Origin of the sequence: Vibrio sp. AH4 (genome assembly GCF_030710545.1) — a bacterium.
Lineage (GTDB): Bacteria > Pseudomonadota > Gammaproteobacteria > Enterobacterales > Vibrionaceae > Vibrio > Vibrio metoecus.
In genome coordinates, this window is record NZ_JALAIV010000001.1 from 1,461,696 (window position 1) to 1,485,650 (window position 23,955).

Annotated in this window: 22 protein-coding genes and 1 pseudogene; 10 read left to right on the top strand and 13 right to left on the bottom strand. The window is 48.3% G+C overall.

What is annotated here, in order from left to right:
- Positions 1 to 20 precede the first annotated feature (20 nt).
- Positions 21 to 656, top strand: coding sequence for a stringent starvation protein SspA (sspA, locus tag MKA69_RS06995; RefSeq protein WP_000257305.1), 636 nt, complete (start codon positions 21 to 23; stop codon positions 654 to 656).
- 11 nt (positions 657 to 667) lie between these two features.
- Positions 668 to 1,132, top strand: a complete 465-nt coding sequence (sspB, locus tag MKA69_RS07000; protein ID WP_304572183.1) for a ClpXP protease specificity-enhancing factor — start codon at positions 668 to 670, stop codon at positions 1,130 to 1,132.
- Positions 1,133 to 1,205: 73 nt separating this feature from the next.
- Here sspB and MKA69_RS07005 read toward each other — a convergent pair whose 3' ends face one another.
- From MKA69_RS07005 to MKA69_RS07020, 4 genes are read right to left on the bottom strand one after another with little or no spacing between them, the layout of a single operon-like run.
- Positions 1,206 to 1,775: a BON domain-containing protein gene (locus MKA69_RS07005; RefSeq protein ID WP_000835997.1), complete on the bottom strand. Its 570-nt coding sequence runs from the start codon at positions 1,773 to 1,775 to the stop codon at positions 1,206 to 1,208.
- A 2-nt stretch (positions 1,776 to 1,777) separates the two neighbouring features.
- Positions 1,778 to 2,368 (bottom strand): phosphoheptose isomerase, encoded by a 591-nt coding sequence (locus MKA69_RS07010; protein ID WP_000887295.1) that lies wholly within the window; start codon positions 2,366 to 2,368, stop codon positions 1,778 to 1,780.
- A gap of 3 nt (positions 2,369 to 2,371) precedes the next feature.
- Positions 2,372 to 2,740: a YraN family protein gene (locus MKA69_RS07015; RefSeq protein ID WP_000508147.1), complete on the bottom strand. Its 369-nt coding sequence runs from the start codon at positions 2,738 to 2,740 to the stop codon at positions 2,372 to 2,374.
- Positions 2,727 to 4,532, bottom strand: a complete 1,806-nt coding sequence (locus MKA69_RS07020; protein ID WP_001015485.1) for a penicillin-binding protein activator — start codon at positions 4,530 to 4,532, stop codon at positions 2,727 to 2,729. Before MKA69_RS07020 ends, MKA69_RS07015 begins: the two co-directional genes overlap by 14 nt.
- Positions 4,533 to 4,601: 69 nt before the next feature.
- Here MKA69_RS07020 and rsmI point away from each other — a divergent pair, with 69 nt between their 5' ends.
- Entirely contained in the window at positions 4,602 to 5,468 is an 867-nt protein-coding gene (gene rsmI, locus MKA69_RS07025; RefSeq protein ID WP_055033952.1) for a 16S rRNA (cytidine(1402)-2'-O)-methyltransferase, read from the top strand.
- Between the two features lie 77 nt (positions 5,469 to 5,545).
- On the opposite strand, the gene hapR is transcribed toward rsmI, so the two are convergent.
- Positions 5,546 to 6,157, bottom strand: coding sequence for a quorum-sensing master transcriptional regulator HapR (hapR, locus tag MKA69_RS07030; protein ID WP_000340092.1), 612 nt, complete (start codon positions 6,155 to 6,157; stop codon positions 5,546 to 5,548).
- Positions 6,158 to 6,450: 293 nt separating this feature from the next.
- Between hapR and hpt the strand changes: the two genes are divergently transcribed.
- Positions 6,451 to 6,984 (top strand): hypoxanthine phosphoribosyltransferase, encoded by a 534-nt coding sequence (hpt, locus tag MKA69_RS07035; RefSeq protein WP_000683344.1) that lies wholly within the window; start codon positions 6,451 to 6,453, stop codon positions 6,982 to 6,984.
- Positions 6,985 to 7,069: 85 nt separating this feature from the next.
- Here the strand turns inward: hpt and can are convergent, their stop codons facing one another.
- Positions 7,070 to 7,738 carry a carbonate dehydratase gene (gene can / locus MKA69_RS07040; protein ID WP_001114114.1) on the bottom strand — a complete coding sequence of 223 codons (669 nt, stop codon included), beginning with the start codon at positions 7,736 to 7,738 and terminating at the stop codon, positions 7,070 to 7,072.
- A 146-nt stretch (positions 7,739 to 7,884) separates the two neighbouring features.
- On the opposite strand from can, the gene MKA69_RS07045 reads away from it, so the two are divergent.
- The 3 genes from MKA69_RS07045 (at position 7,885) to MKA69_RS07055 (ending at position 11,409) form a co-directional block, all read left to right on the top strand.
- The gene (locus tag MKA69_RS07045; RefSeq protein ID WP_055033950.1) at positions 7,885 to 9,537 is read left to right on the top strand and encodes a SulP family inorganic anion transporter; all 1,653 of its coding nucleotides are present in this window, start codon (positions 7,885 to 7,887) and stop codon (positions 9,535 to 9,537) included.
- A 178-nt stretch (positions 9,538 to 9,715) separates the two neighbouring features.
- A complete protein-coding gene (locus MKA69_RS07050; protein ID WP_000271058.1) occupies positions 9,716 to 10,633 on the top strand; it encodes an ABC transporter ATP-binding protein in 918 nt (305 codons plus the stop codon).
- Between the two features lie 5 nt (positions 10,634 to 10,638).
- The gene (locus tag MKA69_RS07055; protein ID WP_154138630.1) at positions 10,639 to 11,409 is read left to right on the top strand and encodes an ABC transporter permease; all 771 of its coding nucleotides are present in this window, start codon (positions 10,639 to 10,641) and stop codon (positions 11,407 to 11,409) included.
- Positions 11,410 to 11,473: 64 nt separating this feature from the next.
- Here the strand turns inward: MKA69_RS07055 and panC are convergent, their stop codons facing one another.
- The 7 genes from panC to sfsA all read right to left on the bottom strand — a co-directional run bounded on the left by panC (position 11,474) and on the right by sfsA (position 17,396).
- Positions 11,474 to 12,355: a pantoate--beta-alanine ligase gene (gene panC / locus MKA69_RS07060; protein ID WP_305847746.1), complete on the bottom strand. Its 882-nt coding sequence runs from the start codon at positions 12,353 to 12,355 to the stop codon at positions 11,474 to 11,476.
- A gap of 10 nt (positions 12,356 to 12,365) precedes the next feature.
- Positions 12,366 to 13,160 carry a 3-methyl-2-oxobutanoate hydroxymethyltransferase gene (panB, locus tag MKA69_RS07065; protein ID WP_055031739.1) on the bottom strand — a complete coding sequence of 265 codons (795 nt, stop codon included), beginning with the start codon at positions 13,158 to 13,160 and terminating at the stop codon, positions 12,366 to 12,368.
- 2 nt (positions 13,161 to 13,162) lie between these two features.
- Positions 13,163 to 13,666 (bottom strand): 2-amino-4-hydroxy-6-hydroxymethyldihydropteridine diphosphokinase, encoded by a 504-nt coding sequence (gene folK, locus MKA69_RS07070; RefSeq protein ID WP_000978985.1) that lies wholly within the window; start codon positions 13,664 to 13,666, stop codon positions 13,163 to 13,165.
- Positions 13,663 to 15,036: a polynucleotide adenylyltransferase PcnB gene (gene pcnB, locus MKA69_RS07075; RefSeq protein WP_055029706.1), complete on the bottom strand. Its 1,374-nt coding sequence runs from the start codon at positions 15,034 to 15,036 to the stop codon at positions 13,663 to 13,665. Before pcnB ends, folK begins: the two co-directional genes overlap by 4 nt.
- 90 nt (positions 15,037 to 15,126) lie before the next feature.
- A complete protein-coding gene (gluQRS, locus tag MKA69_RS07080; RefSeq protein ID WP_055029705.1) occupies positions 15,127 to 16,017 on the bottom strand; it encodes a tRNA glutamyl-Q(34) synthetase GluQRS in 891 nt (296 codons plus the stop codon).
- 73 nt (positions 16,018 to 16,090) lie between these two features.
- Complete coding sequence (gene dksA, locus MKA69_RS07085; RefSeq protein ID WP_000140365.1) at positions 16,091 to 16,537, bottom strand: RNA polymerase-binding protein DksA; 447 nt, start codon at positions 16,535 to 16,537, stop codon at positions 16,091 to 16,093.
- Positions 16,538 to 16,661: 124 nt separating this feature from the next.
- Positions 16,662 to 17,396 carry a DNA/RNA nuclease SfsA gene (gene sfsA / locus MKA69_RS07090; protein WP_055029704.1) on the bottom strand — a complete coding sequence of 245 codons (735 nt, stop codon included), beginning with the start codon at positions 17,394 to 17,396 and terminating at the stop codon, positions 16,662 to 16,664.
- Positions 17,397 to 17,684: 288 nt separating this feature from the next.
- Here sfsA and MKA69_RS07095 point away from each other — a divergent pair.
- From MKA69_RS07095 to mrcB, 3 genes and pseudogenes are all read left to right on the top strand, one after another.
- Positions 17,685 to 18,765 (top strand): annotated as a pseudogene (locus MKA69_RS07095) (alpha/beta hydrolase); the annotation flags it as partial.
- Between the two features lie 354 nt (positions 18,766 to 19,119).
- Positions 19,120 to 21,582 (top strand): ATP-dependent helicase HrpB, encoded by a 2,463-nt coding sequence (hrpB, locus tag MKA69_RS07100; RefSeq protein ID WP_305847747.1) that lies wholly within the window; start codon positions 19,120 to 19,122, stop codon positions 21,580 to 21,582.
- The gene (gene mrcB, locus MKA69_RS07105; protein WP_305847748.1) at positions 21,579 to 23,912 is read left to right on the top strand and encodes a penicillin-binding protein 1B; all 2,334 of its coding nucleotides are present in this window, start codon (positions 21,579 to 21,581) and stop codon (positions 23,910 to 23,912) included. Before hrpB ends, mrcB begins: the two co-directional genes overlap by 4 nt.
- Positions 23,913 to 23,955 lie beyond the last annotated feature (43 nt).

A 23,955-nucleotide genomic window follows, 5' to 3' on the forward strand; every position in this document is an offset into this window, starting at 1 on the left:
CATCTGTACTGGAGGGCTCCATGGCTGTAGCTGCCAACAAACGTTCTGTGATGACTCTGTTTTCAAGTGCATCTGACATGTATAGCCATCAGGTTCGCATTGTGCTAGCTGAAAAAGGCGTCAGTTTTGAAGTTGAGTTGGTTGATGAGAACAACCTTCCTGCGGAATTGATTGAGCTGAATCCTTATAAAACAGTTCCTACTCTAGTTGATCGTGAGCTTGCTCTGTATGACTCAAAGATCATCATGGAATATTTGGATGAGCGTTTCCCTCATCCGCCACTTATGCCTGTTTACCCAGTCGCTCGTGGTAACAGCCGTTTGATGATCTACCGTATTGAGAGAAACTGGTACTCGTTGGCTGAGAAGGTCGTTAATGGTTCCCCTGAAGTGGCAGAGAATGCGCGTAATAAATTACGTAACGATTTGCTGACTCTTGGACCTGTGTTTGCTGAGTATGAATACTTCATGAGTGAAGAATTCAGCTTGATCGACTGTTATTTAGCTCCACTACTGTGGCGTTTACCTGTTCTTGGTATTGACTTGATTGGTCCTGGTTCTAAAGAACTGAAAGTCTATATGAACCGTGTATTCGAACGTGATTCATTCCTTGCTTCTCTGACGGAAGCTGAACGCGAGATGCGTCTGGCTCGCTAATGGATGCCGGAATGGATATTGGTCAAATGACACCACGCCGACCCTATTTGCTAAGAGCATTTTATGATTGGCTACTGGAAAACGAACTTACGCCGCACTTAGTGGTGGATGCCACATTACCTGGTGTGAAGGTGCCACTTGAATACGTTCAAGATGGTCAAATCATTCTTAATGTAGCTCCGCGTGCGGTCGGACATTTAGAGCTAGGCAATGAGGAAGTTACTTTCAATGCCCGTTTTGGTGGCCGTCCTCACTTAGTGATCGTACCGATTTACGCAGTACAAGCTATTTATGCGCGTGAAAATGGTGCTGGTACTATGTTCGAGCCTGAACCTGCTTACCTTGAAACGATGGAGCTTGAGGAAGAGTTGGATTCCGAAGATTCCCTTGTTGAGCTGGAAAGTGATTTAGGTGATGAGCCTTTTGAGGATGCACCTAGACCCAAAGGTCGACCAAGTTTGCGTGTTGTGAAGTAAGTAGATTCTAAATACTAAAAAGGCAGCGTTTATCGCTGCCTTTTCTATTTTCTTTCATCATGTCATTTTTTGCTTACTGGGCGTATTCAAAGGCCTTGACGACTTGTTTGACACCAATGATATTTCTTGCAACATCAATCGCCATATCGGCATGTTCAGGCGACACGTAGCCAAAGAGATAAACCACACGATCTTCTGTGACCACTTTCACTTTAATGCCGTTTAACTCAGCTTTTGTGAGGAGCGCCGATTTGACCTTCGTCGTTATCCAACTATCGTTACTGATTTCTCCTACAGACAGTGGTGCTTTGATCTGTACTTGATTGTGTAACTCTTTGACCCCTTTTACCTGACGGGCTTGAGCAATGAACTGGTCAAGAATCGCATCACTACGTGACTGCCCTAGTAATACTACCGTGCCTCGGTAGGCAACAGCAGAAATACGAGTATCTTTGCGGTACGGCTCTTTGTTCGCGAGTCCGGCAACTTCTAACTCGACATTGTTATCTTGCCAGATCTCTTGGGTACTGCGGGGATCCGTAACAATTGTCGCTGTTGTTGCTGCACCGGCAATGAATAACCCTGCACAGCCTGTAAGGTTCACGAGTAGAACGGAAAGAATAAGTCGTTTAATGCTTTTCATAATCACTCTTCATGAGCTGGGAATAACACTTGGTCAATCAAATCACATAGGCAGTGCAGTGTCACCATGTGAACTTCATGGATGCGAGCGGTGCGATGTGATGGAATACGGATTTCTACATCATTTTCGCCGAGTAAACCTGCCATCTCGCCGCCATCTTTGCCAGTAAGAGCAATAATGGTCATATCCCGAGTTACTGCCGCTTCCATGGCTTTGATGATGTTTTTACTATTACCACTCGTCGAAATGGCGAGTAGGATATCGCCAGGTTGGCCAAAAGCACGCACCTGTTTAGAAAAAATTTCTTGGTAGTGATAGTCATTGGCTACTGCGGTTAATGTCGTATTATCTGCAGTAAGTGCCATACCCGGCAAACTAGGACGTTCGGTTTCAAAGCGATTAAGAAGACAAGAGACAAATTGTTGCGCATTGACGGACGAGCCACCGTTACCACAACAGAGAATTTTGTGGCCATTGAGTAGACTGGCAACCATAGCTTGTGCCGCATGCATGATCGCATCCGGCAGGGCTTCTGCAGCCGCGATCTGTATTTGAATGCTTTCGGTAAAACTGTCTTTAATGCTATCGAGCATCATTTATCCTTCAGTAATTGCGTTTTTCAACCATTCGATATGTTGCCCTTGTTGGTGAATGGCAATCACATCAAAACGAAAATCTGCACTATGACTATTAATTTTATTGGCGAGCATCCAACAATTTGCTGCTTTGATCAAGCGCGCTTGTTTGCTTGGGGTGATGGTTTCAGCAGCATGGCCGTGATGAACGTTAGCTCGGTAACGTACCTCAACAAACACTAGAGCCGTTCCATCACTCATCACTAAATCTAATTCGCCAAAGCGATAATTGATATTTTGAGCTATGAGCTTAAGGCCGTGACGGCGGAGATACTCCGCCGCCATCTGTTCGTAATGATGGCCTTGTTGCCGAGAGTTAACGAACCCCATGCTCTGCCCAGCTGATTTCACGCTGAACCACACATTGTTCATCAATACTTAACACGCCCGTTTGCCCATCAACCGTGTAACCTTCGACGATTTTCATTTGTGGAAGTTCCACCATTAGCTGGTAGGCATCCATCCCTAGTGCTTGCAAGCGTCGCTCTGCATTGGAGCTTTCTGGCCAGATTTGAGTCAGTTGTTCTTTGATGCTTGGGGCTGGATGAACCAACAATGGAATATCGCTGTAAGTCACGCCGGACAAATCTTCGTATTGGCGACCACCAGTATTACTGTTGGAGTTTGAGAACAGCTTTGGTGGGCGTGTATCTGGGTTAATCGCCACTTCAATGAAGGGCTTGATCAAGGTTAGCTCAGCACTGTTGGCTACGATATAGACTGCATCAATATCACGGCGGCTACGAGGTTGGCTTTCCATGCTCATCCCAAGTAGTGATTCCATTTGAGCGATATTTTGTTGGCTATCTTGTAGGCCAAAAATGGAATTGATGTTGCGCTGTAATTGGCGTTTATCACCAAACAGGTTTACCGCCACTTTGTTTTTACTGTAGCGACGCCACTCTTCATTAAAGGCTTCGACCACTCGTTCACCATAGCTGTTCTGTGGTGCAAGGAGCAGTGGATAACGATATCCCTGACTAAACAGATGCTTGGCCGCTTGAGCGACTTCTTGCTCTGGTGACAAAGCTAGGTAGCAAGTCCCGGCCGCAGTATCAATTTGATCTGGGATGTTAAGCGCGAGAGTGGGAATTGTCTGACCGCGGTTTTGTTGGAACTGCTGTAGTTTTTCGATATTACTTTTGATCAGCGGCCCCACGACAAAGTCAATTTGCTTACTGGTGAGAATGGCATCCACCGATTCCAGTGTTTCTGCGTTGGTATCAATAATCGTCAGTGTGGCTTCTGGTTGACGATCGGCATCGTTCATCATGGCAAAAACAAAACCATCACGAATAAATTGAGCCTGTTTTGCAAACTTTCCCGTTAAAGGCAGTAGTAGCGCGGTGTGGGTTGGTTTGACGATCTCAAGCGCAAGAATATCTGAGATGGCTTTAGGTGTATAAATTGCGGCTGGGTGTTGTGGGTTCTCGGCTAACCATTTTTCTAATGTATTTTTCAATTGTGGCAGATTACTGCCTAGCGTTTTCATATATACCGCGAGTTGTAACCAACCATCCAACTGAGCTTCATCTGGCTCTGCAGAAAGTTTGATAATTTTGCTAGCAGAGTAATGGTTTAAATTGGCCCAAATTTGATCGGCTAAAGCTTCTTGTTCTTTATTCGATGACATGCCATAGAGCGCAATCAGTTCACGCGTTGAGTCAAAAGAACGATCCAGCGCGGTAAATATATCAGCGCGCAATTGGTGGTATTGTTGCCATTGAACCTGTGGCAATGACCAATTCGCTTGGAAGCTCAGTTGATCGAGAGCTTCTTGATACTGCTCGGTATTGACCAGCAATTGAGCTCGCAATAATTGCCATTGTGCCTGCTGTGTTGGTGTGAGGGGTTGCTTGGCAAGACGCATAATCAATAACTGGGCTTGATCCGTGCTGTTTTCTTCAATGGCGGCTTTCAGCGCCATGATCAACCAGTCATTTTGCTGAGAGCCCTGACTGGCATCGGCGCGCATCAAGTAAGTTTGGGCTGTTAACAGCGGTTGAGCGGTAATATCGACCACATCCGGTGACGAAGGTTGAGTCGAACAGGCCGATAAAACGATTGATAATGCAATCGGAGTGAGTAAGCGTGGTACACTGCGTCGCTGATGGTGGTTCATAGCCATGAGTTCTTTCGTTAGTCCGTGTAAAATTGTCTCTATATTAATCGTTGATGTGATGGTAAACAAATGACAGATAATAAAACCGTGCCAAATGGTGCTCCAACTCTTTATATTGTCCCAACCCCGATTGGTAATCTGGGTGACATCACACAACGAGCCCTAGACGTGTTAGCCAGTGTGGATCTGATTGCCGCAGAAGATACACGCCATACTGGTAAATTGTTAGCTCACTTTAACATCTCTACCAAAACCTTTGCATTACATGACCACAATGAACAGCAAAAAGCGCAAGTGTTGGTGGATAAACTGCTGTCCGGGTTGTCGATTGCTTTGGTGTCAGATGCAGGCACACCGCTGATCAGCGACCCAGGTTATCATTTAGTCACCCAATGTCGTCAAGCGGGGGTTAAAGTTGTGCCACTTCCTGGTCCATGTGCGGTGATCACTGCGCTGAGCGCATCTGGCTTGCCATCCGATAGTTTCAGTTTCGAAGGCTTCTTACCCGCGAAAAGCAAAGCACGTAAAGATAAGTTGCTCGACATTGCGAAAGTAGCGCGTACGTGCATTTTTTATGAATCACCACATCGAATCTGCGAGTCACTGCAAGATATGCTCGAAGTGCTTGGCGGGGAGCGTGAGGTGGTGTTGGCACGCGAACTGACCAAAACGTTTGAAACCATTCAAGGTATGCCTTTAGCAGAGCTTATCGAATGGATCGCTGAAGATGATAATCGCAAAAAAGGTGAGATGGTGCTGCTTGTGCATGGTTATCGTGACGCAGGAGAACAGGCTTTACCTGATGATGCCTTACGTACTTTAACGATTTTGACCAAAGAGTTGCCATTGAAGAAAGCAGCGGCTTTAGTGGCCGAAATTCACCAACTGAAAAAGAATGCATTGTATAAATGGGGTTTGGACAATCTGGGGGAATAAATAATTCGCTGGATTGATTTAAACCAAAATAAAAAGGGCGCTTGAGGCGCCCTAAGTCTTGTTGGATATGACAAAAACTAGTTTTTGTAGATACACAACATATTGAGATAGCTATCGACCAATTTATACACGGCTTCCTGATCACCTAAGCGGTTTACTTGCAAGAAGATGGAGTAGAAGATGCCGTGGAACAAGCTCGCCATATTGTCTACATCATGTTTTTCACACAACTCACCACGCTCCATGGCTTTGATGAACATGTTTTTGATCAGTAGCTGATTAGTACGGTTCGTCGAAACAAACAACGGCCATACCTCATCACGAGTCGATGCGCTCCATTCAAACCATACTTTTAGCCAATGGCAGTCGTTCATGGTCAGTTTGACCATCTCTTTGCACAATGTTTGTAGGTTGCTTTTAACATCCAAGTCCAGGTCGATGTGATCGGTGAGGAAGTTGGAATATTGGCGAACCACAAAATTCAGTACATCGTCGACTAAGTCTTCGCGAGTTGGAAAGTAGTTAAACACCGTTGCTACTGAGACTTGCGCAATCTCTGCGATGTCTGCGTGACCACCGCGGCCTATACCACGCTTTGCAAACACTTCTAATGCGATTTCCATCAGTTGTAGTTTACGTTTTTGTGGCGACAGCCGAGTTCGAGGGCGTTTTTCGATTGATGCGTCCATAGGGGTATATCCTTGCCAATTGAGTTGATTGAGCATTTTGCTCTAATGATTATTTTGTTATTTGCTACTAAAAGCCCTATGAGTGTAATGGTGCATATCAGAGAGGTCAATCTTTGTTGGGTGAAAAAATGCTCAATTATGTTAATTATTTGTCGTTTCAATTCTTTTTATTGAGTAAGCGTATAACAGTGAGGGGATGCGCAGGGAAACGATTAACAGGATTTGAGTGAGGTGATACTATACGCGCCACCAAGGTCAGCGATGCTGGCATCGCCTAACACAACGAGAATGGTATGAAACACACAGTTGAAGTCATGATTTCTGAGCAAGAAGTCGCCAAGCGCATCCACGAATTAGGTCAACAGATCACAGAGCATTATCAAGGTAGTGACGATTTGGTTTTGGTTGGATTGTTGCGTGGTTCCTTTGTTTTTATGGCCGATCTCGCTCGTCAAATTCATCTGACTCATCAAGTCGATTTTATGACGGCTTCTAGCTACGGCAATAGCATGGAAAGTTCACGTGATGTACGCATCCTGAAAGATCTGGACGACGACATCAAAGGCAAAGATGTACTCTTGGTGGAAGACATCATCGATACGGGCAATACGCTCAATAAAGTGAAAGAGATCTTGGCGTTGCGTGAGCCGAAATCGATCCGTATTTGTACTTTGCTCGATAAACCGACTCGTCGTGAAGTTGATGTTGAAGTGAACTGGGTAGGTTTTGAAATTCCAGATGAATTCGTGGTGGGTGTTGGTATCGATTACGCGCAGAAATACCGTCATTTACCTTATATTGGCAAAGTGGTTCCTTTGGCTGAATAAATGTAATGCCACGGCTAAAAATTTAGTTTATAAAAACGCCCACGGTTACGTGGGCGTTGTCATTCTTACCTAGCAGTAGAAAACACTAGCGACACAGCAAACGATGTTCAGGATTGAGGATCATCTCTAACGCTTTGTGATAGTTATCTTCAACGGCGGCTCTTGAAGCGCAGCGTACGCCGAGATATTCCAATCGACCATCTTCTATCCCGTAAACAAAACCGTGCACTTCTACCGCTTGCCCGCGTTCCCATGCGTTTTGCAGTATCGTTGAGTTGGCTAAGTTGTATACTTGCTCGGCGACATTGATTTCAGCCAGCTTATCGGAGCGGTCTTCGGCCGGCATCTTATCGAGATATTCACGATGTTTAAGGTAGTAATCGCGAATATGCAGTAACCAGTTATTGATTAAGCCGAGCTGTGGATTATCGATGGCTGCGGTCACACCACCACATCCATAGTGACCACAGACAATGATGTGTTTGACTTGCAACACATCCACTGCGTACTGGACCACCGATAAACAGTTAAGGTCGGTATGGATCACCTGATTCGCCACATTGCGGTGCACAAACAGTTCACCGGAATACAGGCCCGTTAAGCGTTCAGCAGGAACTCGACTGTCAGCGCATCCTATCCATAAAAAATCCGGATTTTGCCCTTTGGCTAGCTTGGCAAAGTATTCCGGACTTTCGGCTTTGATCGACTCAGACCATTTTGAGTTGTTCTCAAAAAGTTGTTTAATTTCTGGCATCTTACTTCCCTTCATTAATTGCCAACAATATACACAATGTTACAAATTCAATCCCATAAAATTTACCTTCTGATTAACTCATCTGACGTGTTTTTACAACATTCGACTTAAACTAAGGCGTTCGATAACACCGAGAGGAAGGGGATGTGTTTCAGTCTCGATTTGCGGATCTTAATTTACGTGGCGATCTCTTTGGCGGGGTAACCACTGCCATTATCTCTCTGCCATTGGCATTGGCATTTGGTGTGGCTTCTGGTGCCGGTGCTGAAGCGGGATTATGGGGGGCCATTTTCGTTGGGTTATTTGCGGCTTTGTTTGGTGGCTCCTCAACCTTGATTTCCGAGCCGACAGGACCTATGACGGTGATCATGACCGCCATTTTGACGACCATGGTTTCACGCTACCCAGAATCAGGCGCGGCGATTGCGTTTACCGTGGTGATGATGGCGGGAGCATTCCAGATTTTGCTCGGTACGCTCAAGCTCGGCAAATACATCACGCTCATGCCTTATAGCGTGGTATCTGGCTTTATGTCGGGTATAGGGGTGATACTGATTATCCTGCAACTTGCTCCCCTTCTTGGTCATTCTTCTCCCGGTGGTGGTGTGGTTGGCACTCTATCGGCTTTACCAGACCTGTTGGTTAATTTGAAATTCAGTGAGCTGTTTTTAGGATTGCTCACATTGGGAATTTTGTTTTTTTTACCACAAAAATATCGCAAACACGTTCCAGCACAGCTGGTCGCGTTGGTGGCGGTGACGTTATTTTCAGTGATCTTTTTTGATACTGATGACATCCGGCGGATTGGTGAAATTCCAGCGGGGTTACCGAGTATCGTCGTTCCTACTTTCACCAGCGAAATGGTAGTGACTATGGTGATTGATGCCCTTGTACTTGGTACTTTGGGCTGTATAGATACTCTGTTAACGGCAGTCATTGGCGATTCTCTCACGCGTAAAGAGCACGATTCGGATCGTGAACTGCAAGGGCAGGGAATGGCCAATATGGTTGCAGGTTTGTTTGGTGCTTTACCTGGGGCTGGTGCCACCATGGGCACGGTGACGAACATTCAAGTGGGGGCGCGATCCCCCTTGTCTGGTGTGACACGAGCCTTAGTTTTAGCTCTGGTCGTTTTGGTTGCGGGCAGTTTAACTGAGCCTATCCCGATGGCGGTGTTGGCAGGGATTGCGGTGTATGTTGGGGTGAATATCCTCGACTGGGCATTTATTCAACGTGCACACAAAATCAGTCTGCAAGGTATGGCCATTATGTACGGCGTGATGCTGTTGACTGTGTTTGTGGATTTGATTGTGGCGGTTGGCCTTGGCGTGTTCATCTCCAACATTCTCGTCATTGAACGTTTAAGCCGAGAGCAAGCGCGTCAAGTGAAGGCGATCAGTGATGCTGATGACGATGATGTACCGTTGACCGAAAGTGAGCGCAAGTTGCTCGATAAAGCCAATGGTAAAGTGCTGTTTTTCTATTTGTCGGGGCCGATGATTTTCAGTGTTTCAAAAGCGATTACCCGTCAACACAGCAGCGTAGATAAGTATCAGGCGATGATCCTCGATCTGACTGATGTGCCGATGATCGATGTCACTGTCGGATTGGCGTTGGAAAACGCGATCCGCGATGCGCAGGAAGCGCATTGCGAAGTCTATCTACTCTGTCCGAATGAGAAAACACGGGCGGAGCTGGAAAAATTCCATGTGATTGAGCTGGTTCCTGATTCGAATACTTTTTGCTTCCGTTATGAAGCCCTTAATGCTGCGGTAAAGCAGGTGACCACTGACCAGTAAGCATTTGAACCTAAACAATGCCGCAGAAAATGCGGCATTGTTGTCTCTGAGGGTTTGAATGAAATGAAAATCTAAATTAGCCATTTCTGTATTAATGATTGCCCTTAGCCAATAAAGGGTTGAAAAAACGCCATAAAAGCGCAACATCGTGGTTGTTATTGATAACAAGGTTTCTGCCATGTATGCACTAGAAATAGAACAACTTAAAAAAACGTATGCTGGTGGCTTTGAAGCGCTCAAAGGCATTAGTTTGCAAGTCAAAAAGGGAGATTTTTATGCTCTGTTGGGCCCCAACGGCGCAGGAAAATCGACCACTATTGGCATCATCTCATCACTGGTCAATAAAACCTCCGGCAAAGTCTGCGTATTTGGTTACGATCTTGATTCGCAACTAGAACTGGCTAAGCAGCAACTCGGCTTAGTGCCACAAGAGTTCAACTTCAATCCATTCGAAACCGTTGAGCAGATAGTCCTGCAGCAAGCGGGGTACTATGGCGTGCCTAAAGCCTTGGCGAAAGAGCGTGCGAAAAAATACCTGACGCAACTCGATCTATGGGAAAAACGCAGCGAGCGAGCCAGAAACCTTTCCGGTGGTATGAAACGCCGTTTGATGATTGCGCGTGCGTTAATGCATGAGCCACAACTGTTGATCCTTGATGAACCCACGGCGGGGGTTGATATTGAACTGCGTCGCTCCATGTGGGAGTTCCTCAAGCAGATTAATGCCCAAGGTGTCACTATCATTTTGACTACCCACTATCTCGAAGAAGCGGAAATGCTTTGTCGTCATATTGGCATCATTCAACGTGGTGAGTTGATTGAAAACACCACCATGAAATCTCTGCTGAGTAAGTTGGATGTTGAGACTTTCGTGTTGGATGTGGATGGCACCGAAAGTATTGCGCCATTGCAAGGTGTTGTGAAGCAACAGATGGTGGAAGGCTCGTTGGAAATCGAATTAGAAAAAAGCCAAGGGATCAACCATGTGTTTACCCAACTCACGGAGCAAGGGGTAAAGGTCCTTTCCATGCGCAACAAAGTAAACCGTTTGGAAGAGCTGTTTGTCAGCATAGTGAATAGTGGTAAGCGAGGTTAATCAGCATGTATCAAATTTATTGGACGGCATTTTGCAGTCTGCTGGGCAAAGAAATTAACCGTTTCACGCGGATTTGGGTACAAACCTTAGTGCCGCCTGCGATTACCATGACGTTGTACTTCATCATCTTTGGTAACTTGATTGGCTCTCGAATTGGGCAGATGAACGGTTTCAGCTATATGGAATATATCGTGCCGGGTCTCATCATGATGTCGGTGATCACCAACTCTTATTCCAATGTGGCGTCGTCTTTCTTTAGCTCTAAGTTTCAAAAGAACATTGAAGAGCTGCTGGTGGCTCCGGTGCCAAACTACGTGATTATCGCCGGTTATGTGATGGGCGGGGTCGCACGTGGTCTGTTAGTTGGCGCGATGGTGACAGTGGTATCACTGTTATTTGTTGATCTTAAAGTGGATCACTGGGGAATCATCATTGCGACGGTGTTTTTAACGTCCGTCGTTTTTTCTCTTGGCGGCTTGATTAACGCGGTGTTTGCTAAAACGTTCGATGACATCTCGATTGTCCCGACCTTTGTCCTCACGCCGCTGACTTACCTCGGTGGGGTGTTTTATTCGATTAGCTTGCTGCCTGAGTTTTGGCAGGGGGTATCGAAGATCAATCCCATCGTCTATATGGTCAATGCGTTCCGTTACGGTTTCCTCGGTGTATCGGATGTGAATATCACGACTTCGTTTGCCGTGTTAATGGCCTTTGTGGTGGCGCTGTACTGTGTGGCGCATTATTTGGTGACCAAAGGCAAAGGGCTGCGCAGCTAACTGAATGAATAGATATAAAAAAGGTCAACCGAGGTTGACCTTTTTTGATCCAGAGACAAGAGAATTATTCTTCTTCGCTGCTGGCTTTGGTGTCGGTTTGCAGATCGAGAACTTGGTTATCAATCAAACGTACTTTACCAAGGAAAGCGGACATCAGGATCACTGCTTGCTTACTCTCACTGCTGATAGGTAGCAGAGTGCGTGCATCACGGATAAAGATTTCATCTGGCTCTAGATCGGCCGCGCGCAGCTGATCCACCGCATCTTCAATGATTGATGGATAATCATCGCGACCACCACGAATGGCGCTACTGATCCAGCGCATAGTGCGCGCCAAAACGGGCGCACGTTGGCGCTCATTTAGCGTCAGTAAATTGTTGCGCGAGCTCATCGCCAAACCGTCCAATTCACGAACCGTCGCAACACCGACAATTTCGATATCCATGCACAGATCGTCCACCATTTGGCGGATCACCGCCAATTGTTGGTAATCTTTTTCGCCAAAGCACGCCACATCAGGCTGTACAATGTTAAATAGCTTAGTGACGATCGTGGCGACACCACGGAAATGACCAGGGCGAGAAGCGCCTTCCAGCATGAAAGAAAGCCCTGGGACTTCAACAAAGGTTTGTTTATCCAAACCTTGTGGGTACATGGTTTCTGGTGTTGGCGTTAATACGAGATCAACCCCTTCGCCATTGAGTTTACTCAAATCGTCTTCTAGGGTGCGTGGGTAGTTTTTTAAATCTTCTGCACGATCAAATTGCATCGGATTGACGAAAATACTCACAACGACTACATCGGCCAGTTCACGAGCTTTACGAACCAGAGTTAAATGGCCTTCATGTAAATTACCCATGGTCGGCACAAAAGCGACTCGACGACCCTCACGCTTGATCTGTTTGATTTGCTCGCGAAGAACGGCAATGTCAGCAAAAACTTGCATGAATGACTCCTTAGGCAATGGTATGAGCGAGATCTGGGAAAGCGCCACTCTCGACATCGTTGATGTACTTGGTAACCGCTTGGCGAATGTCGCCTGTCTCAGCCAAGAAATTTTTCGAGAATTTTGGCATGTAGTTCGCCGAAATTCCAAACATATCGTGCATTACGAGAATTTGACCATCTGTGCCGTTGCCGGCACCGATACCGATCACTGGAACATCAAGAAGTTGGGTGATGCGGTTCGCTAGTTCGGCTGGCACACATTCCAACAGGATAATTTGCGCGCCTGCTTCTTGCAGCGCCAGCGCATCACGTACCATGCGATCCGCTTTATCTTGCTCGCGGCCTTGTACTTTGTAGCCACCAAAAATATTGACCGACTGCGGTGTTAAGCCGAGGTGAGCGCACACTGGCACTGCACGTTCAGTCAACATTTTTACGGTGTCGACTAACCAATCGCCACCTTCAATTTTCACCATGTTCGCACCGGCGCGAACCAGCTTGGCGGCATTTTCACACGCTTGTTCAGGCGTGGCATAGCTCATGAAAGGCATATCTGCCATGAGCAGGCAATTGGGGCTGCCTTTACGTACACAACGAGTGTGGTAGGCAATCTCATCCACCGTCACGGGTAAGGTGTCGGCTTCTCCTTGTAACACCATGCCAAGTGAATCACCAACCAACAGGACTGGCATTTCTTGGCTCTCAAATAACTGAGCAAAACTCGCATCATAAGCGGTTGATGTAGCAAATTTGCGACCTTCCTGCTTCCATTTCATCAGGTCGTTGATGGTAATTTTTTTCATTTTTAGTCCTTACTCGACGTTGGCGAATGCCAAATGCTGAGCCCATTGAGCGGTACTTGTTGCAATAACGCTTGGATTTCAGTCCCGTCAGGGAGAGTTAAATTTGGTGCGATTTCCGCGAGCGGATACAGTACGAATTCACGTACTTTCATTCCATAGTGCGGAATGGTCAGGCGCTCGGTCTCTATCACCTCATTGCCGTAAAGCACAATATCGAGATCGAGTGTTCTCGGTCCCCATCGTTCGTTTTTACGGACACGCCCCTGTTCCAGTTCAATGCGTTGTGTGCAATCGAGCAGTTCCAGTGGCGTTAATTCGGTTTCAATGGCCGCGACCGCATTAATGTAATCTGGCTGATTTTGCGGTCCCATTGGAGTGCTGCTATAGAGCGATGAAGCCGCGATAAGGCGCGACTTCGGTAATTGAGTAAGCTGTTGTATGGCTTGTTGGGCTTGAGCGACTGGGTCGCCCAAGTTACTGCCAATCGCAATGTAGGCAAGCATCATTCGCTCGATTTACTCTTTGGCTTATTGCGTGATGGTTTACGGCGGCGTGAGCTGGGTTTACCTGTACCTGTTGCGTTCCCCATGTCACCCACCATCGCCTGACGCATATTGCGCCCCGCGTTTTGAAAAGTGGCCCACCATTCGGCCAATTGCTTGGTTTCGCCGCCTTCAATTTCGCCACGCATTTCGAGGAAATCAAAGCCTGCGCGGAACTTGCTCAGCTCCAATAAACGGAAAGCCCGTTTGCCACTGCGACGTGGTAAGCGTTGTTGTAACTGCCAAATATCACGAATGGTCGTCGTGTGACGACGTGGGATCGCGATACGTTTCACCACTTCATCTAAAATGCGGTTACTGGCTTCGGTCATGGCATCAAACTCGTGGAGACTCAGAGACTCCATCAGTTGATCGGCGAGCGTGATCATCGGATACCACAGCATAGCGGCAAACATAAAGGCCGGGTTGATACGCAGATCTTCTTCGACACGAATATCGGTCGCATCCAGCACCAAATCCAACATCTGCTCGGTTTGCGAGCTGTGATCAGCGGTGAAATGTTCCGCGATGGTTGGGAAAAGCTGCTGGAACAGATTGTACTGACGCATCAAGTGGTAGGTTTCTAAACCATGACCCGCTTGCAGCATTTTTAGCGACTCTTCATAAAGACGAGCGGCAGGAATGTCACGCAGCAGAGGCGCAAGGTGCTCAATCGGCTCGGCGGTGTCTTCCTCGATATCAAAATCGAGTTTGACTGCAAAGCGCACCGCACGCAGCATCCGCACCGGATCCTCGCGATAGCGAGTTTCTGGGTCGCCAATTAGACGTACTAGGCGATCTTCCAGATCTTCCATGCCACCGGCATAGTCGTGAATGCTGTAGTCTGCAATGTTGTAATACATTGCATTGATGGTGAAATCGCGGCGCTCAGCATCTTCGTCAATTGTGCCGTACACGTTGTCGCGCAGCAGCATGCCCGCTTCCGATTGCGCTGCAATATTTTGGCTTTGGCTCGTCTCTTGATGATGGCCACGGAAAGTCGCAACTTCAACAATGTCGCGTCCAAACATAATGTGAGCCAGACGAAAACGACGACCAATCAGACGACAGTTACGAAACAGTTGGCGCAGCTGCTCTGGCGTGGCGTTGGTGGCCACATCAAAGTCTTTTGGCTTGCCGCCAAGGAGTAAGTCACGCACACCACCGCCGACAAGGAAGGCTTCAAACCCTGCGCCATGCAAGCGATAGAGCACTTTCAGTGCATTTTCGCTGATCTGCTGACGCGAGATAGGGTGTTCCTGACGCGGAATAATCGTCAAAGCTAAGTCTGGATATGTGCGAGTGTTGCTCGGTTCAAAATCGTTATTATTCATGTGCTTCTGACAATGATTGCTGTTGCCGCTGTAAGCGCTACGCTGCTTAATTTAACGCTCACACGGACGGAATTTGGCGCTAATAATAGCTTAAGCCGGACCATTTGAGAATCTTGGTGTGATCTCGATCGCTTCCGGCAGTTGGTTCACCTGCCAATGTTGGCATCCCCAAGCCAGCATTTGCTCAGTATTCGCATCGGAAAAATCCGTAGGCAATACAAAGCCTAGAAACTGCATGGCATGCGAAATCGTCTGCCTAGGATGTGATGACTCAATCGCTGGAGCGTGATTCTGTTTCGAGAGTTTATTCCCGTTACCATCCATCGCCAAAGGCAAATGTAAGTAGCTGACCGGCTTTTGTTTTAAAGTGTGATACAGGCTGATTTGCCGCCCTGTCGGTTCAATCAAATCGGCTCCACGCACCACTTGAGTGACACCTTGGTCAATATCATCCAACACCACCGCGAGGTTATAAGCAAACAGGCCATCACGACGTTTGATGATGAAATCCTCTTCCGCTAAGGCTTTTGGTATGGTGATTGAGCCGTGTTTCAAATCAATGAAATCTTGTACTGGGTTATCCATCCGCAGCCGAATGGAGCAGTCTTGCTGCTGTGCGGGGGAATGGTTTTTACAGTAGCCATTATAAAAGCCGCCCATGGCCTTGATCTCTTTACGAGTGCACTGGCAGTAGTAGGCTTGGCCTGTGGCGAGCCATTGATTAATTTGATCTTGGTACAAGGCATGTCGCTGGCTTTGGTAAACCACCGTGTCATCCCAATGCAGGCCATAAGCCTCTAATGTACGTAGGATATGCGCTGCCGCGCCCGGCATTTCGCGGGGAGGGTCAAGGTCTTCAATACGAACCAGCCATTTACCTTGATGGGCTTTGGCTTGGAAATAGCTCCCTAAAGCCGCAATCAACGAACCAAAATGCAACGGGCCTGAAGGTGAGGGGGCGAAGCGACCAATATAGTTCATAGGGCGATTTACCTTTCAAATGCAAAGAAACAAGAAAAGGGAGCGTGTGCTCCCTTTTCTTTACTGCTTTATCTTAGCCAAGCATTTGCTTTTCTTTGATTTCAGCGAGTGTTTTGCAATCGATACACAGATCTGCGGTTGGGCGAGCTTCTAGACGACGAATACCAATTTCGACACCACATGAATCACAGAAACCGAAATCCTCTTCTTTAATCTTGTCGAGGGTCTTTTCGATTTTCTTGATCAGGCGGCGTTCGCGATCACGGTTACGCAGTTCTAAGCTGAACTCTTCTTCTTGAGAAGCACGGTCAACAGGGTCTGGGAAGTTGGCTGCTTCATCCTGCATGTGGTGAACGGTGCGGTCCACTTCTTCTCTCAGTTGGTTGCGCCACGCTTCCAAAATTTTTGTAAAATGAATAACTTGCGCAGGCGACATATATTCTTCACCCGGCTTTTCCTGATATGGCTCAACACCAGCGATGGCTAGGATGCCTAGCGTTTTCTTTTTAGACTCTGTCATACAGATCTCCTACTAACCCTAGTCAACTGCGAGAGCAGTTAAATTTAAGGCGGGTATCTATAGCAAAAAGAAGTGGGTGAGGCAAACAATCCAACGTAAAGTTATCGTCAATGTGAAGACACCATCAATTTTTTGTCACTTGATGGGCAAATTTGACCTCAGATACCATTTGGATTTCGAACTCTGAAAGTGATGCCTTGTAGCACAACACTTCCACCCCGGCTTCTTGTGCCGCTTTTAGTAACTGTGAATAGTTCGCGTCTATATGGAGAGCGGGAGAGACTTTTTCAATCCCTGAATGTAAAACGGCAAACAAAAGTACCGACCTGCTTCCATCTTTGGCCATTTCCGCTAATTCACGCAGATGTTTTTGCCCGCGAGTCGTGACGGCATCAGGGAAATAACCTTGTCCTTTATCACCTTGAATCTCATCCAAAAGAGTGACGCTTTTTACTTCTATAAAGCAGTTTGGTTGAGAATCTGACTTTAGCAAGATATCGATACGGCTATTTTCATGGCCATACTTCACTTCAGTGTAGAGTTCTGTATACCCCTGTAGTGGAGGAATTCGACCGGCTCGAATGGCTTCAACGACTAATGTGTTGGCGCGAGCTGTATTGACGCAGATCCAATCACCGGTCTTAGTTTCTGTCAGTTCCCAACTGTGGGCGTACTTGCGCTTGGGATTATCTGAGGTTGAGAACCACACGGTACTGCCTGGTTCAGCGCAGCCGGTCATGGCACCGGTATTGGCGCAGTGCATGGTCATCACTGTGCCATCCTCTAGCGCCACATCGGCCAAAAAGCGTTTGTAACGTTTGAGTAGGGTTCCTTTTTGCAGCGGTGGAGAAAAATTCATGTTGCTACTTCTTGGTCTTTTGTCTGTTCGACGGCACATCATTTAAGCATATCAAAGCAGCCTTTGTCACAGCGACAGGCGATGGCGAGAATGTTTGAGTGGCATGTTCAATCGCTCTTTATCATCAGGTGAGTCGAGTTGATATTGATGAATAAAAAGGAAGTGATAAAAGAGATGAATACGGCCTCTAGCGCAGCGGTAGAGTTGGACATATAATTGGCGCCCGCCCGATGATGGGTACAATTTTTGTGGTAGGCGTTCTTGCGTAACCTTTTGAAAAATATAGCCATATTTAAGGTTGTGTTACTGGTTGTTCTTGCGTTGTCGATTTGGTCTACCCGCATTCCCGATATGCCCTATCATCAGGTAACACCTGAACTGAGCCAGTCTGATTTCCATGTTATTGAATTCAATGATAATGGTGAAATGCACCTGCCGGGGCAATATCAAGCGCTAAAGGCGCGATTGGCAAAAACGCCTGGGGCAGAACTGCTGATCTTCATTCATGGCTGGCACCACAATGCCGCGCCGACTGACGATAATTTTGTCGCTTTTCAACGTTTTCATCGTGAAATGGCTAAAAGCCATCCCGGTTTGATTGGGTTGTATATTGGTTGGCGTGGCGATCAATATGACCCTTTCTGGCTTGATGGTTCAGATGACCCTACCAGTCAAGTGGAAGCGCTGGACTTTCCGACGATTTTGACCAGTAAGCAGGTGGCTCGGCGAGTTGGGGAGCATGGGGTGAGAAATCTGCTGAACTCTCTGGAAGATCTGCGTCGTCAAGGAACACTTGGCCGCTATATTTTGGTGGGACACAGCCTTGGCGGAGTGGTCGCGCTCCACGCCCGTAAACAGGCGATTTTGGACAATCTGGCCGCCGGTCGTGGTGAAACGAATTTGACCGTACTTTTAAATCCCGCGGCTTCAGCCAAAGAGTACCAGCCACTGGATAAGTGGCTCAGCCCCAAAGGCTTTGCTCCATCTATGTTGGTATTGCAGTCGAAAACGGACTTTGCGGTGCGTGAAGCTTTTAACTGGATTAAGGATGGCGAGCGCGCGGTGGGGAATTCTTGGGCAATCACTCATGATGTGGATCCGTGTTCGGGGCATGATTGCAATAAAGCAGTCAAGATCCCTCAGTGGCTAGTCGAGCACGATGCTAAACCGGGTTGTATGCAAATATTGGATGGTGCGGGCTGGAAAATTCGCGCTAGGCTTTATGCACGAAAAACCGTTGAAAGTTGTGAAGATGCGAATCGTCAAGCGGTGTGGGTGTTAGCGGTTTCGGACGGCATTATTGCAGGACATAACGGCATTTTGACTCACGATCAGGCCCTAGCACTCAATGCTTGGATGCAGCTTAAACCTGAGTCTGTCAATGAGGCCAAGACTTCTGAGCGAGTTGAAGCGCCCAACGTGCTGGTCGATGATCAGGCATTCATCAACGCTGAAACTGCACGGACTAACACAGCGAATGAACATGATCTGAATGTTGCTCCGGTGTTAGCTGAACCGCTACAGGTTGAACCGCAAGAGAGTGCCTCGCTCGTCTCAGAGCCGCTTCTCGCTGTGCCTGTGACGGCTCAACCGGAAGCGCATGTCTCTGCAGCGCAATAAGTTTAATCTCAGTCGTGCATTCAGGTTTTACCGGAATGCACTTTGGGCGCTTACTCAGTTTTATGTACAATGGCGCGGCCATTTCATGCTGTAGGAACCGCTCTTGTCACCACTGCCCATTATTGAGGTGATGCCAACGTTGTTGGCTGGCCTCACTCACTCTCCGCAACTTATTCTCAAAGCCGCGCCGGGTGCTGGTAAGTCCACCTACTTTCCGTTGCAATTGCTGCAAGCGGGACTCTTCAACGGCAAAATCATCATGCTGGAGCCGCGCCGTTTGGCTGCGCGCAACATTGCCCGCTATTTGGCGCAGCAACTGGGTGAAGAGGTTGGGCAGCGCGTAGGGTATCGGGTGCGAGGTGAAAACCGAGTCAGCCGTTCAACTCAACTGGAGATTGTGACGGAAGGCATTATGACGCGCATGCTGCAAAACGATCCTGAGCTGGATGGGGTGGATGTGCTGATTTTCGATGAGTTTCATGAACGCAGCATTCACGCCGATACTGCCTTAGCGTTGGCGCTTGAAGTGCAGTCTGCGCTGCGGGACGATTTAAAAATCGTGGTGATGTCGGCCACACTCGATCAGCAAGCTTTGCAGAATTTACTGCCGCAAGCGAGCTATGTCGAATCACAAGGGCGTGGTTTCCCGATTGAGATTCGCTATCAACCTATGCGGATTGATGAACCTTTGGTGCCGGCGATGCAGCGACAAATTCGTCATCTATTGCAGCATGAAACGGGCTCATTGTTAGCATTTTTGCCCGGCGCCGCCAGCATCAACCAGTTAACGGAACAGTTGAGCGATTTGGTCAACGAGGTTGAAATCTGCCCTTTGTATGGACAGATGGACTTTGCCGCGCAGCAGCGCGCAATTGCCCCCACTGTTTCGGGGCGGCGCAAAGTGGTATTGGCGACCAATATTGCTGAAACCTCGCTGACCATCGAAGGCATTCGCATGGTACTGGATAGTGGGCTTGAACGCAGCGCGCGGTTTGACCTCAAAACCGGCATTACCCGTCTTGAACAAGTGCGGATTGCGCAGTCTTCAGCTGAACAGCGGGCAGGGCGCGCTGGACGTTTAGAGCCGGGGATTTGTGTGCGCTTATACAGCGAAGCGCAGCTTAAGCAGCAGCCTTGGGTGCCAGAGCCGGAAATGCTACACACGGATTTAGCACCGTTGGCGTTAGAACTCGCGCAATGGGGCGCGCAACCTAGCGACTTGGCTTGGTTGAATTTGCCACCGAGCAGTGCGTTTGCGCAGGCGCAGCAACTGTTGCAGCGTCTTGGCCTTTTGGATGCACGCACACAACTCACTGCGGCGGGTAAAGAAGCTCACTTACTTGGCGTTGAGCCACGGATTGCGGCGATGCTGCTGCGTGCCGATCGCTTAGGTGAGTCGGCTTTGCAAAGCGCTTTAGCGTTGGCGGTGTTACTTGAAGAGCCGGAACGGCAAGTGATTGATGTACAACATAGCTTGCACCGCTGGCAGCAAGGTCGTCATCCTAAACAAAAACTGCTGATCCAACGTGCCCAATCTTTGGCGCACAAACTCGATACGGCATTTTCACTTTCCTCGGTTGATTCAGCATGGCTGCCTTTAGTGGCGTGTTTGGCCTTTCCGGATCGGGTTGCCCAGCAGCGTGGCCAACAAACAGGGCAATTTTTACTGGCCAATGGTCACGGCGCTTGGTTAGCGGTGGAAGAGCGTTTGTCCGCCGCCGATTATCTGGTCGCCTTGGATTTAATGCGCGGCCAAACCCAAGCCAGTCAAATATTCAGCGCCCTTGAGCTGGATATCCTCGCGCTTGAGCGCGTATTACCAGCGCTGATTTCTCGGATTGAACAAGTGGATTGGGATGAAAAAGCCGGCCGCTTGAGCGCGGAAGCGCAGTGGCGAATCGATCAATTGGTGCTTCGTCGTGAAAAGCTGCCAGAACCCGATAAACAAAAAATGACACAAGCTTTGCTGAGCTATGTACGGCGCAAAGGCTTAACAGTGTTACAGTGGAGCGAAGACGCAAGCGAGTGGCTTGCCCGTGCACGCTGCGCCGCCGAATGGCTGCCAGAAGAAGCGTGGCCAGCCTTGGACGATGAAACGCTACTGGCGTGCCTCGAACTGTGGTTAGAGCCTTATTTGGCTGGGGTGACCTCAGTCAAAGGTTTGCAGAGTGTCTCCGTGTTGCAAGCGCTGAAGCACTATCTTGGCTGGGAGCTCAGTCAGCAGCTTGACGAGTGGCTGCCAACCCATCATCTGCTACCAACGGGGAATCATAAAAAAATCCGTTATCAGTTAGGGATGGAGCCTACGCTCTCGGTGCGCATGCAGGAAGTGTTTGGTGAGCAAAGTTCACCGCGTGTTGCCAAAGGGACGCGCGCCGTGGTGATGGAATTGCTTTCTCCCGCGCAGCGCCCGTTGCAAGTTACCCGCGATCTCGCCAGTTTTTGGGCGGGAGCGTATAAAGAAGTGCAAAAAGAGATGAAAGGCCGCTACCCGAAACATGTGTGGCCGGATGATCCTGCCAATCATGTGGCAACCAGTAAAACCAAACGACAATTGAACGCATGACAAGAAAAAGTAGTAACAAGCCGCGCACCCGCAAAGCGCGCAGTGGTAAAAGCGCCTCTTCCTCCAAGCTGCAAGTTTGGCTAGGTCGGATCTGGAGCATCGGTTGGAAAGTGGCACTGGCGCTAGCCGCCGTGTTGGTTTTTATTGGTATTTATCTCGATTCGATGATCAAACAGCGCTTTGAGGGGCAGTTGTTTGATTTACCAACCGTGGTGTATGCGCGCATTTTGACGCTTGAACCTGGCGGTGGCTTGAGCTTACCAGAGCTACGTAATGAGCTCGATGTGCTTAACTACCGTAAGGTCGCGCAGCCCCGTTTTCCCGGAGAGTACTCTTCTTCTTCCACTCGAATTGAACTGATCCGCCGTCCGTTTGAATTTGCCGATGGTCCAGAGCCGGATCGCCGCGTTATGCTCACCTTTGATGGTAGCGGTTTAAGCAAAATCGAATCATTAGAGCAAAAGCGCGAGTTAGGCTACTTGCGTTTAGAGCCGAAATTGATGGGGATGCTAGAAAAAGATTCGTCAGAGCAGCGACTTTTTTTACGCCGTGAGCAATTCCCCGAAGTGTTGGTAGATGCACTCTTAGTGACCGAAGATCGCGATTTTTATCAGCACGATGGTGTATCACCACTCGCGATTGGTCGCGCTATGGTGGTCAACCTTAAAGCGGGGCGCACGGTGCAAGGGGGGAGTACCTTGACCCAGCAGCTTGCTAAAAACATCTTCCTTTCCAGTGATCGCACCTTGTGGCGTAAGCTGCGCGAAGCCTATATGGCCCTGATCATTGATTATCGCTACAGCAAAGATCGCATTCTTGAAGCCTATCTTAACGAAGTTTATTTAGGGCAAAGTGGCGCGGATGCGATCCACGGTTTTGGTTTAGCTTCACGGCTCTATTTTGGTCAGCCATTGCAAGAGTTACGGATTGATCAGTTGGCGCTGTTGGTTGGCATGGTCAAAGGGCCTTCTTATTACAATCCGATGCGCTTTGCTGAACGCGCTCGTGAGCGGCGCGATCTGGTGCTCAAGTTGATGATGGAGCAGGATATTCTGACCGCGCAAGAGTACCAACAGGCTGTGACTCGTCCGTTGGATGTGCAGAAAACGGCGCAAATTGCCGGTCGGCAGCCAGCCTACTTTCAGCAAGTCTCAATTGAGCTAAAAGAAAAATTGGGCGACAAATTCAAAGCCGACTCTGGGTTGCGTGTGTTCACCTCGCTGGATCCCGTTTCTCAGTCCAAGCTTGAGCAAGCGATCAACGATCAGATCCCGCAATTAGCCAAAACAGCAGGGAAAGATCTCGAAGCTGCGGCGATTGCGGTGGATCGTAACAGTGGAGAAATTCGCGCCATGGTTGGCGGTAAGCGCACGGGTTACGATGGTTTTAACCGCGTGCTTAATGCCAGCCGACAAATCGGCTCTCTGGTTAAGCCTGCGGTTTATCTCACGGCGCTAACTCATCCTGATCAATACAATCTGGCCACGACACTGGAAGATAAACCGATCACTTTAAAAGGCAGTGAAGGCAGCGCGTGGACACCGAGAAACTACGACCGAAAATATCGTGGCGAAGTGCCACTCTACCTAGCGCTTGCTCAATCACTGAATGTACCGACCGTGGCTTTGGGGATGAAGCTTGGGATTGATCAAGTCTCAGCCACCTTGGGTAAACTCGGTGTGAATCGCGACGAAATTCGCCCTGTACCTTCCATGTTGCTCGGTTCGTTCTCGCTTACGCCGTATCAAGTCGCACAGATGTACCAAACGCTAACCAATTCCGGCAAAAAAGCCCCACTTTCGGCGCTGCGTTCCGTACTCGATTTGGATGGCAACGTGTTGTATGAGTCGCTACCTAAAGTGTCGCAAGCGGTCGATCAGCAAGCGGCATGGCTCACCACTTACGCGATGAAACAAGGGGTGCAAGAAGGCACTGGGCGCTACCTAAATGCGCAATTCAGCAGTGCTGCCTTGGCGGGTAAAACCGGTACTACTAACGATAACCGTGACAGTTGGTTTGTGGGGGTCGATGGCCGTGAAGTGACTACGATTTGGCTTGGCCGTGACGATAACCAACCGACCAAGCTCACCGGTGCAAGTGGGGCATTACGTGTTTATGCGCAGTATTTGAAATATCGCATTCCAGAGAAATTACAGTTACCTTGGCCGGAAGGTATTACCACTTTCGGTTTTGCGAAACAGGCACAAGGTGGTTTAACGCTCGATTGTGATAACGCGTTTAAACTGCCGATCTGGGATAATCAGCAGCAATTGAAACAGCAGTGTGAAAACCGCCCGACCGAATGGCTGAAAAAGCTTTTCCCTTGGTAGGCTAGCGATAAGAGTCAATCAAGGATAGGCAGTACCGCGATTT

What these genes read in the sequence shown, in the direction of transcription:
- sspA (WP_000257305.1), top strand. Translation starts at nt 21, where the DNA reads ATGGCTGTAGCTGCCAACAAACGTTCTGTGATGACTCTGTTTTCAAGT.
- sspB (WP_304572183.1), top strand. Translation starts at nt 668, where the DNA reads ATGGATATTGGTCAAATGACACCACGCCGACCCTATTTGCTAAGAGCA.
- MKA69_RS07005 (WP_000835997.1), bottom strand. Translation starts at nt 1,775, where the DNA reads ATGAAAAGCATTAAACGACTTATTCTTTCCGTTCTACTCGTGAACCTT.
- MKA69_RS07010 (WP_000887295.1), bottom strand. Translation starts at nt 2,368, where the DNA reads ATGCTCGATAGCATTAAAGACAGTTTTACCGAAAGCATTCAAATACAG.
- MKA69_RS07015 (WP_000508147.1), bottom strand. Translation starts at nt 2,740, where the DNA reads ATGGGGTTCGTTAACTCTCGGCAACAAGGCCATCATTACGAACAGATG.
- MKA69_RS07020 (WP_001015485.1), bottom strand. Translation starts at nt 4,532, where the DNA reads ATGAACCACCATCAGCGACGCAGTGTACCACGCTTACTCACTCCGATT.
- rsmI (WP_055033952.1), top strand. Translation starts at nt 4,602, where the DNA reads ATGACAGATAATAAAACCGTGCCAAATGGTGCTCCAACTCTTTATATT.
- hapR (WP_000340092.1), bottom strand. Translation starts at nt 6,157, where the DNA reads ATGGACGCATCAATCGAAAAACGCCCTCGAACTCGGCTGTCGCCACAA.
- hpt (WP_000683344.1), top strand. Translation starts at nt 6,451, where the DNA reads ATGAAACACACAGTTGAAGTCATGATTTCTGAGCAAGAAGTCGCCAAG.
- can (WP_001114114.1), bottom strand. Translation starts at nt 7,738, where the DNA reads ATGCCAGAAATTAAACAACTTTTTGAGAACAACTCAAAATGGTCTGAG.
- MKA69_RS07050 (WP_000271058.1), top strand. Translation starts at nt 9,716, where the DNA reads ATGTATGCACTAGAAATAGAACAACTTAAAAAAACGTATGCTGGTGGC.
- MKA69_RS07055 (WP_154138630.1), top strand. Translation starts at nt 10,639, where the DNA reads ATGTATCAAATTTATTGGACGGCATTTTGCAGTCTGCTGGGCAAAGAA.
- panC (WP_305847746.1), bottom strand. Translation starts at nt 12,355, where the DNA reads ATGCAAGTTTTTGCTGACATTGCCGTTCTTCGCGAGCAAATCAAACAG.
- panB (WP_055031739.1), bottom strand. Translation starts at nt 13,160, where the DNA reads ATGAAAAAAATTACCATCAACGACCTGATGAAATGGAAGCAGGAAGGT.
- folK (WP_000978985.1), bottom strand. Translation starts at nt 13,666, where the DNA reads ATGATGCTTGCCTACATTGCGATTGGCAGTAACTTGGGCGACCCAGTC.
- pcnB (WP_055029706.1), bottom strand. Translation starts at nt 15,036, where the DNA reads ATGAATAATAACGATTTTGAACCGAGCAACACTCGCACATATCCAGAC.
- gluQRS (WP_055029705.1), bottom strand. Translation starts at nt 16,017, where the DNA reads ATGAACTATATTGGTCGCTTCGCCCCCTCACCTTCAGGCCCGTTGCAT.
- dksA (WP_000140365.1), bottom strand. Translation starts at nt 16,537, where the DNA reads ATGACAGAGTCTAAAAAGAAAACGCTAGGCATCCTAGCCATCGCTGGT.
- sfsA (WP_055029704.1), bottom strand. Translation starts at nt 17,396, where the DNA reads ATGAATTTTTCTCCACCGCTGCAAAAAGGAACCCTACTCAAACGTTAC.
- mrcB (WP_305847748.1), top strand. Translation starts at nt 21,579, where the DNA reads ATGACAAGAAAAAGTAGTAACAAGCCGCGCACCCGCAAAGCGCGCAGT.